Origin of the sequence: Hespellia stercorisuis DSM 15480 (assembly GCF_900142165.1) — a bacterium.
GTDB classification, from domain to species: domain Bacteria; phylum Bacillota; class Clostridia; order Lachnospirales; family Lachnospiraceae; genus Hespellia; species Hespellia stercorisuis.
Map to the genome: position 1 here is coordinate 91,778 of NZ_FQZY01000012.1, position 7,983 is coordinate 99,760.

Genomic DNA, 7,983 nt, shown 5'->3' on the forward strand with positions numbered 1-7,983 from the left:
TTTAGAATATCCGATTTATCGGAGGAAATCATGAATTATCAAGAGTCAAAAGTATATTTGGAAGATATTTCCAAATACGGAAGTGTATTGGGGCTGGAAAATATGAGAGAGATGTTGGAAAGACTGGGAAATCCACAGGATACACTGAAGTTTATCCATATCTCCGGAACAAATGGGAAAGGGTCTTTGCTGGCTTATATCTCGACGGTCTTGAAGGAGGCTGGTTATGTGGTCGGCAGGTACGTATCTCCAACACTATTCAGCTATGAAGAACGGATTCAGGTGAATGAGGCGGAGATTACAAAGGCGGCTCTTTCCCGTTTTGTTACGGTAGTTTCTCATATCATAGAGGAGATGGTCGCGGAGGGAAAGGCACACCCTACTGTTTTTGAAGTGGAGACAGCCATTGGATTTTTATATTTCAAGGAGATGAACTGTGACTATGTGGTGCTGGAAACAGGGCTCGGAGGGCTGGAGGATGCCACCAATATTGTGCGTACAAGCATTTTGGAGGTGATTACCCAGATCAGCAGGGATCATATGGGATTTCTGGGGGATACTCTGGAGGAGATTGCGGGGAACAAAGCCGGAATTATCAAACCAGAGACAACGGTAGTGACGGGATATCAGGAGCCGGAGGCTTTGACGGTGATCCGCAGGGTCTGCAGTCAGAAGCAGTGCAGCTGCCGCATCGTGAAGCCAGAAGCCGTGACGGCGGTCAGCTATGGTTGTGAGAGACAGCAGTTTACATATGGGAACTGGAAGAATATGGAGATTTCGCTTGCGGGAGTTTACCAGATTCCCAATGCGGTGCTGGCACTGGAAACGGTTGAGGCACTGCGCGGTATTGGATTAGAAATACCGGATGAGGCGGTGTACCGCGGGATGAAGAATGCGGTCTGGAGAGGACGCTTTACGGTAATTCAGAAAAATCCTGTGTTTATCATAGACGGAGCGCACAATGAGGCAGCGGCACAGGTGCTTGCGGAATCTGTCAGAACATATTTCCCGGGACGTAAGATTTATTATATTATGGGAGTCTTCCGGGACAAGGAGTATGAAAAAATCATTCGCCTGACAGCGCCCCTGGCGGAGCATGTCATCACGATAGAGACGCCGGAAAATGACCGCGCGATGGATGCAGCGGAGCTTGCGAATGTGTGGAGAAAGTATCATTCTTCGGTGGAGACGGCAGATACATTGGATCAGGCAGTGGATAAAAGTCTGGAACTCGCGGGAGAAGAAGGCGTGACGATTGCATTTGGCTCTCTTTCTTTTTTGGGAGACATCACAAGAATTGTAGAAAACAGAGGTAATAGAAATGGATCAAGATAAGATAAAAGAGGGCGTACGGCTGATTCTGGAGGGAATCGGGGAGGATGTGAACCGGGAAGGGCTTTTGGAAACTCCGGATCGAATTGCACGCATGTACGGAGAAATCGCGGGGGGGATGTCACAGAGTGCAGAGGAGCCTCTCTCAAAGCGGTTTCATGTGGATAACAATGAGATGGTGCTGGAGAAAGACATTGTATTTTATTCCATGTGTGAGCATCATATGCTGCCGTTTTATGGGAAGGCACATGTGGCATACATACCGGACGGAAGTGTAGTGGGACTCAGCAAGATTGCCAGAACTGTGGAGATTTTTGCGAAGAGACTGCAGATACAGGAACAACTTACGGCACAGATTGCAGATGCATTTGTAGAATATCTGAAGCCACAGGGAGTCATGGTGATGATTGAGGCAGAGCATCTGTGCATGACGATGCGGGGCGTAAAGAAACCGGGAGCACAGACGGTGACCTATGTGACGAGAGGCGTGTTCGACGAGAATGAGCAGCTGCAGAACAAATTCTTTCGGTTGGTGAAGTGATCGGAGATGTGGAAGACATGGAAGAAATAAAAAAGATAAAAGCGGCAGACTCGATGGGAGCGTTAAGTGCAGCGGAAAAGAAGAATGCGATAACGAGTATGATAGAAAAAAGAAATTCAGCAGGCCGGGCAGCAGCAACTGTGAAAACTGGGGGAACGGAGATGGAGCGGGTGAATCGAATCCTGCAGAATCGTATTTACCGTTCCTGTTTACAGAAAATCGAGGAGTGCGAGAAGGAACGCATTTTCTGCAGACATGATATGACACATTTCCTGGATGTCGCAAGGTTGGCATATATCCTGAATCTAGAGGAGTCCTGCGGGATAAAAAAAGATTGTATCTATGCGTGTGCGCTGCTGCATGACGTTGGACGGCACATACAGTATACGCAGAATGTTCCGCATGAACAGGCGGGACTTCCTATTGCGAGCGATATTATGCAGGAATGTGGATTCAAGGAGCCGGATCGCGAGATGATCCTGGATGCAATCGCAAACCACAGGAATGCGGAAATAAAAGGTGAGAGGAATCTGAAAGGACTGTTATACCGGGCAGACAAGATGTCCCGGATCTGTTTCGCGTGCAAAGCGCAGGATGAATGCTATAAGGTTGTCGAGAAGAGGAGAATGGAGTTGTGATGAGAATAGGAAATCAGATGTTTGACACAGAACATCATACATATATTATGGGGATTCTGAATGTGACCCCGGATTCATTTTCGGACGGGGGCAGATGGAACAATGAGGCCGGTGCGCTTCGCCATGTGGAAGAGATGATAAAAGAAGGAGCACATATTATTGATGTGGGAGGAGAGTCCACAAGACCCGGTTACACCAGAATTTCTGATGAGGATGAGATAGAAAGAGTGGTTCCGGTGATTCGAAGAATCAAAGAAGAGTTTCAGATTCCTGTATCTGTGGATACCTACAAGAGTACGGTGGCGAGAGCGGCAGCGGAGGCCGGTGCGGATCTGATCAACGACATTTGGGGATTGAAGGCTGACCCGGCGATGGCGGAAGTTATCGCAGATACAAAGACTGCCTGCTGTCTGATGCACAATCGCAGGGAGGCAGTATATCAGGCATTTATGACGGATATGATTGCAGATCTGCGGGAGACGCTGGATATTGCGAAGCAGGCGGGAATTGCCATGGACAAGATCATGCTGGATCCCGGTGTTGGCTTTGCAAAGTCCTATGAGCAGAATCTGGAGGCAATCAATAATCTGGAATTATTACAGGATCTTGGCTGCCCGGTGCTGCTCGGAACGTCGAGAAAATCGGTAGTTGGACTGACTCTGGATCTCCCTGCCACGGAGCGGGTGGAAGGAACTGTGGCGACCACGGTGATTGGAGTGATGAAGGGCGCCTCCTTTGTGCGTGTTCATGATATCCGGGAAAATGCGAGGGCGATTAGGATGACGGAGGCGATTCTCGGGAGCGGCAAAGCTACGGCGGTGAACCGAAAATAAAATGGTATGAAAAGCATGTCTGCAATGGGCAGGCAGGCCGCACAGATCGCACAGCGGTTGGAATAACTAAGGATAAGACATAAAATGGATGGAGAATCAGATGGATCAGATAAAAATACGAGATTTGGAAGTGTTTTGTAATCATGGAGTATTTCAGGAGGAGAATGTACTGGGACAGAAGTTCCTGGTATCGGCTACACTCTTTACAAATACCAGGAAGGCGGGGCTTGAAGATGAGCTTTCCGAATCTATTCACTACGGAGAAGTCAGCCATGTCATTACGGATTTTATGAAGCAGCATACATTTAAGCTGATCGAGACTGTGGCGGAGCAGCTTGCCAGGAAGCTGCTGCTTGAGACCAGGCATCTGGAAAAAATCCAGCTGGAAATAAAAAAACCCTGGGCACCGGTAGGACTTCCGCTGGATTATGTGTCGGTGGAAATTACCAGAGGATGGCATGAGGCCTATATTGCCCTGGGATCTAATATGGGCGATAAGAGAGCTTTTCTCGATCACGCTGTGGAGGCACTTGGAGAAGTGGAGGGCTGCCAGGTGGTCCGTGTCTCGGAGTATATTGAGACGGAACCTTATGGCGGTGTGGAACAGGATACATTTTTAAACGGAGCGCTGAAGCTTCGGACACTTCTTCCGCCGGAGGAACTGCTGCAGTTGCTTCAGCAGATTGAGGCGCAGGCGGGGAGAGAGCGGATTGTCCGCTGGGGACCGCGGACACTGGATCTGGATATTCTGTTTTATGACGATGCGGTCATTTCGACGGAGCTGCTGACGGTTCCGCATGTGGAACTGCAGCTTCGGAGCTTTGTGCTGCAGCCGCTTATGCAGCTTTGTCCATACAAGCGGCATCCGCTTCTGGGAAAGACCGTAGAGGAATTGTGGAATGCCCTGGGATAGTTTTGTCAGAACAATCGCTTGTGATAAGCGCGCAAAAGCGTTATAATATGATAGCGGATTACGAGTGACCTGGTTATGGCATATCGGCAAATGGATGATCAGGAAACGATAAGATGCCCGCGGTTCCCGGAGTTCAGGGGAGCGTGAATAATAGTTTACAGTGGGAGGAAAATATGACAAGAAGTAAGAGAGCAATTAAAAAACAACGGACTATGGAGAGAAGCCAGAGCAGTGTTCCAGCAGCAGTGACAACGGTGGATACAGTGCAGCCTGCAGTGACGAAAGAGACAGTTACGTTTGAATTTGCAGGAAAAAAGGTGAAGATGGATGAGGTGATGCAGCTCGCGAAAGATGCATTCACACAGTCCCATGAGGGAACAGCCATTGAATCTATTGATTTGTATATTGTTGCGGAGGAGAACGCAGCATACTATGTTGTGAATGGTGAAGGCTCTGAAGACTTCAAAATCACATTATAGGTGCAGGAATATCCAAATACCTACTTGCACACGAGGTATAGGAATGGTATAATAACATCGTTTAGATGCTACATCAAAAAAATGGAGGTAGAAAAAATGAAGAATGCAATTGCAACAACAAAGGCTCCGGGAGCTATTGGACCTTATTCACAGGGCATTGATGCAGGAACAGAGGTATACTGCTCAGGTCAGCTTCCAATCGACGCTGCAACAGGTGAGATGGGAAAAGACATCGTGGAGATGACGAAGAACTCTTTGAATAACTTGAAGGCAATTCTTGAGGAAAACGGAATGACCATGGACAACGTGGTAAAGACAACCGTATTCATGACGGATCTGGCTGATTTCGGTGCGATGAACGAAGTATATGCAAGCTATTTTAGTGCGCCGTTCCCGGCAAGAAGCGCAGTTCAGGTTGCAGCACTTCCGAAGGGCGCAGCAATCGAGATCGAGTGCATCGCTAAAAAATAGTTTTTAATGCAGGAAAGTGGAAACTGAAAAGTTTATAGACAAGAAAAAGGTACATATACTCACGGTGAGATATGTACCTTTTTCTGTGACACTGCGGACGCTGAACCAATAGGTGAATTATACGTTAAATACGTATTTATCCAGACGCTCCATCGCTTCTTTTACACGGCTCAGAGGCAGAGCGAAATTGATGCGAATTGCGTATGGGCCATGGAACGGGCGACCGTCCTGCCAGTCAACACCTACATCCCAGGCAGCCTTTAGCAGGTAATCAATATCTTTCCCTGTGGTCCGACACCATTCTTCACAGTCGAGGAACAGCATATACGTTGCTTCAGGCTTACTGAATTTGATGCCTTTGAAGTGTTCTGAAATATAATTGCAGGCGTAATCAATATTTCCGGCAACTGTCTCGCGAAGTTCGTCAACCCATTGTTCACCTTCCGGAGTGTATCCGCCCATGAGCCCATACATGCTCAGAACGTTCATGGAGTTGTAATGGGTTCTTGATCCTGCAGATTCCATCAGATCGCGGAGGAACTTGTTGTAAACGATATGATAAGAACCAATCAGTCCGGCCAGGTTAAAGGTTTTGGACGGCGCATAGAGACCGATTACACGTTCTTTTGCGTCCTCGGCAGCCATCAGTGTCGGCACATGTTTATTCCCGTAAAGGATAATGTCTGACCAGATTTCATCAGAGATTACGATGCACTGGTTTCTCTTGTATACCTCCAGGGCTTTTGCAATCTCCTCCTGCTCCCAGCAGCGTCCGGCAGGATTGTGCGGGTTGCAGAATATGGCAATGTGAATATTGTCTGCCTTGAGCTTGGCATCCATGTCGTCATAATCCATGCGCCATACATTGTTCTCGTCCAATTTTAATGGGCTGTGGACAATCTTACGCCCGCAGTCTTCGATGGCATGTGTGAAACCGATGTATGTGGGACTGTGGACCAGAACAGAATCACCGGGTGTAGTGAAAGCATTCAGTGCTGCGACAACGCCGCCGAGTACTCCGTTTTCATAACCGATCATGTCGGCTGTGAGACCTGTAAATCCGTTACGGGATGTCTGCCAGTTGATAATTGCATCATAATATTCTTTGCGTGGTGAAAAGTATCCATAAGCCGGATGCTTGGTACGCTCGATGATTGCTTCTGGGATAGTGGGGCATGCCGGGAAGTTCATGTCGGCAACCCACATAGGAATCTGATCGAAGCCTTCTTTCGGTTTGGAAGGAGCCATCCCCGGTATATTTGGAAGATCCACTGCGATGGCATCCTTGCCGCTGCGGTCCATTATGGTAGTAAAATCGTATTTCATAATCTGTTATTCTCCTTAACTGTTACTTAAATTGACTGGTATGAAAGCGTTATTTGTTGTCGACGAACAAATAATGTAGCTACTAAACCAAAAGTAGCATACCACTTTTATTGACAGAATGCAAATAAATATCTGGAAATAGGCGAAACATGTATTATGTACACAAGGAAGTTCATATTGTTAATAACGACGAAAAAGTGACCTTATGTGTCAAAATGATTGCGTGATTCGAGGGAAACATGTATAATCCGTTATGAAAATAAGCTTGAAATGATGGTATTGGGCCGAGTGTGTCGACCGAATACAACCAGAAACTGCTGAGTGCAGATGGAAGAAAGCGAAGGGGGAAACATGGCAGAAAATGCAAATACAGATCACTTCGACGAGATAGTAAGGAATATCTATGGAAAGGCGGATTCGCTCTATAAATTCGTGGATTTATACAGTGCCCTGATGGCAAAGAAAAACGATTATGGTGACGGACAGCTGATGACCATGGTGGAAGTGCATCTTTTGACAAAAATCGAGGAGAATCCCGGAATTACAGTGACGGAACTGGCGAAAGTAAATAACCGTACAAAAGGAGCTATTTCGCAGAAATTAAAAAAACTGATAGAGTGGGGATATATTGTAGGGCAGAAGAAAGACGGAAATGCAAAGAGCATCCTGCTGTATGCGACGGAAAAAGGTGTGAAGTGCAGCACAAAGCATAAGCATTATGATTTAATTGACATTATGCAGACGACAAGTCAATTGCTGCAGACCTGTTCGGTTGAGGAACTGGATACTTTTTATAAAGTGATAGCAGAATATACAAAGCTGCTGGAAGAGTAATCATCAAACGCAGATGCTTTTTTATAGCGTTTCATTACACGAAAAAGGGGATTCTGTGACATTTTAAAGAAAAAGAGGCATTTATTTTTTATGATGTATAAGCACGGGGAAACAACTGAAAGATGCAGTGGGAACAATTTTTCTTGTGCGTGTTGCTGCAGACTGCATGACGGAACTCTGAAAGGTGATTTTGGGGTGATATGTACAGGCGGGAGAGGACTGATTTTGCGGAATATTTACTCAGTATAAAAGGACGAAAACGATATTTGCAAAAGCGTTTTTTATATGATATATTGTAACTGTTCAGAACTCCATTAGTTAAAGATGATATCGGAATTCCCTAAAAGGGCTTCTCTGATTGCTGTAAAAGCATTTATTCCATGCTTATGAGCAGTCCCAATATAGCTCATGATTGTAAGATATTCCTGTGCGCCTTCCTCACTGCGAAAACATCCTGAGACCTTGGTTTTAACCTTAATCATGCGCAAATCACGTTCCGCAAGGTTATTATCAAACGGAACACAGAGATTCTTTATAAATAAGCAGACTGATGCCTTGTAATTCACAAGTCTGTCAATTAGATTTAGTACCTTGGTCTTTTTCTTTCGACCACGCT

At 46.3% G+C, this 7,983-nt stretch carries 10 protein-coding genes; 8 read left to right on the top strand and 2 right to left on the bottom strand.

The window, feature by feature from the left end:
* Window positions 1-30 precede the first annotated feature (30 nt).
* The 7 genes from BUB85_RS04850 (at window position 31) to BUB85_RS04880 (ending at window position 5,207) form a co-directional block, all read left to right on the top strand.
* On the top strand, window positions 31-1,335 hold the full coding sequence (locus BUB85_RS04850; protein WP_073106181.1) for a bifunctional folylpolyglutamate synthase/dihydrofolate synthase: 1,305 nt from the start codon (window positions 31-33) through the stop codon (window positions 1,333-1,335).
* Entirely contained in the window at window positions 1,322-1,873 is a 552-nt protein-coding gene (folE, locus tag BUB85_RS04855; protein ID WP_073106183.1) for a GTP cyclohydrolase I FolE, read from the top strand. Before BUB85_RS04850 ends, folE begins: the two co-directional genes overlap by 14 nt.
* A gap of 17 nt (window positions 1,874-1,890) precedes the next feature.
* Complete coding sequence (locus BUB85_RS04860; protein WP_242945354.1) at window positions 1,891-2,511, top strand: HD domain-containing protein; 621 nt, start codon at window positions 1,891-1,893, stop codon at window positions 2,509-2,511.
* Window positions 2,511-3,344, top strand: a complete 834-nt coding sequence (gene folP / locus BUB85_RS04865) for a dihydropteroate synthase (protein ID WP_073106185.1) — start codon at window positions 2,511-2,513, stop codon at window positions 3,342-3,344. The genes BUB85_RS04860 and folP overlap by 1 nt, the downstream gene beginning before the upstream one ends.
* 100 nt (window positions 3,345-3,444) lie before the next feature.
* Complete coding sequence (folK, locus tag BUB85_RS04870; RefSeq protein ID WP_073106188.1) at window positions 3,445-4,257, top strand: 2-amino-4-hydroxy-6-hydroxymethyldihydropteridine diphosphokinase; 813 nt, start codon at window positions 3,445-3,447, stop codon at window positions 4,255-4,257.
* Window positions 4,258-4,370: 113 nt separating this feature from the next.
* Complete coding sequence (locus tag BUB85_RS04875; RefSeq protein WP_084533916.1) at window positions 4,371-4,736, top strand: DUF6465 family protein; 366 nt, start codon at window positions 4,371-4,373, stop codon at window positions 4,734-4,736.
* A gap of 96 nt (window positions 4,737-4,832) precedes the next feature.
* Window positions 4,833-5,207: a RidA family protein gene (locus BUB85_RS04880; RefSeq protein ID WP_073106191.1), complete on the top strand. Its 375-nt coding sequence runs from the start codon at window positions 4,833-4,835 to the stop codon at window positions 5,205-5,207.
* Between the two features lie 117 nt (window positions 5,208-5,324).
* Here BUB85_RS04880 and BUB85_RS04885 read toward each other — a convergent pair whose 3' ends face one another.
* Complete coding sequence (locus BUB85_RS04885) at window positions 5,325-6,533, bottom strand: MalY/PatB family protein (protein WP_073106194.1); 1,209 nt, start codon at window positions 6,531-6,533, stop codon at window positions 5,325-5,327.
* 351 nt (window positions 6,534-6,884) lie between these two features.
* On the opposite strand from BUB85_RS04885, the gene BUB85_RS04890 reads away from it, so the two are divergent.
* Window positions 6,885-7,367 carry a MarR family transcriptional regulator gene (locus BUB85_RS04890; protein WP_073106199.1) on the top strand — a complete coding sequence of 161 codons (483 nt, stop codon included), beginning with the start codon at window positions 6,885-6,887 and terminating at the stop codon, window positions 7,365-7,367.
* 314 nt (window positions 7,368-7,681) lie between these two features.
* Here the strand turns inward: BUB85_RS04890 and BUB85_RS04895 are convergent.
* Window positions 7,682-7,983, bottom strand: a 302-nt coding sequence (locus BUB85_RS04895) for an IS66 family transposase (RefSeq protein ID WP_143160660.1), incomplete at its 5' end; no start/stop codon positions are given.